This window comes from Streptomyces sparsus (assembly GCF_054776295.1).
Genome location: NZ_BAAHCA010001281.1, coordinates 1 through 1,099 on the forward strand (window position 1 = coordinate 1; position 1,099 = coordinate 1,099).

General features: G+C 75.4%; 1 protein-coding gene. It reads right to left on the reverse strand.

Annotated elements, in window-relative coordinates:
- Positions 1 to 1,099, reverse strand: a 1,099-nt coding sequence (locus tag ACYVE9_RS27905) for an ATP-binding protein (protein WP_461030670.1), incomplete at both ends; no start/stop codon positions are given.

Sequence of the window (1,099 nt, forward strand, 5' to 3'; positions counted from 1 at the left end):
CGGTTGCGCCGGCGCGGCAGCGCCTCCTCGCCGTCCGCCGGACCGTCCGTCCGCCACGCGTCCTGCCCCCGCGTCGCCTCCTGCCCGGTGGGCCGCGGCTCGACGGGCTCGCGCGCGTACCGGTGGTCGGTGAAGCGGTGGTCAGTGAAGCGGTGGTCAGTGAAGCGGGGGGCCGTGACGTGCGAGAGCGGCTCGGTCAGCAGGCGGTGCGGTACGAACGCCACCGCCCGGGTGCCGCCGTAGGCGGACGCCCCGGTCAGCTCGACGTTGAAGCCCAACTCCCGGGCCCAGCGGCCCACGCAGGCCAGTCCCAGCCGCGGCACCGCGCCCAGCATCGCCAGGTCCAGGTCCTCGCGCAGCTGCGCCATGGCCTGGTGCAGCCCGTCCGGCGGCATGCCCAGGCCGGCGTCGTCGATCTCCACGACCGCGCCCGCGCCGACCTCCCGGACGGTCACCACGACCTGCGTGCGGGACGGGGAGAAGACCGTCGCGTTCTCCAGCAGTTCGGCGACGGCGTGCATCAGGCCCTCGACGGCCGGCGGCACCACGTACAGGCTCTGGCCGCCGTGCACCTCGACGCGGCCGAACTCCACGATGCGGGACTGCGCGCCGCGCACGCAGTCGTACAGCGAGACCGGCCGGGTCTCCCGCCGGGCCGGCCAGATGCCGCACATCACCAGCAGGGTCTGCGCCTTGCGGGTCATCTGGGCCGCCGCGTGGTCGGCCTTCATGACCTCGGCCATCACCGCCGGATCCTCCAGCGACTGCTCGACCCGGTCCAGCACCTGCTGCTGGACGGTGGCCATGGCGTGCATGGTCCGCGCCACCGACTCGAACGCGGCCTGCACCGAGTCGCGCAGCGCACGCTCGCGCCGCACCGCCTCCTCGGAGCCCAACGCGTCCGCCACCACGGCCAGCGACCTGGCGAACTCCTCACCGGTCTCGGCGGCCGACGCCGACGGGCCGGGCACGCCACCCACCCGCTGCCCGGCCCGGTTCCGTGCGACGACGGCCGGCAGACGGACCTTCGCCAGCCGCTCCACCTCCGCGGCTCTGGCGTCGGCGAGCGCCTGCTGCCGCCGCCGTGCGACGCGTTCCG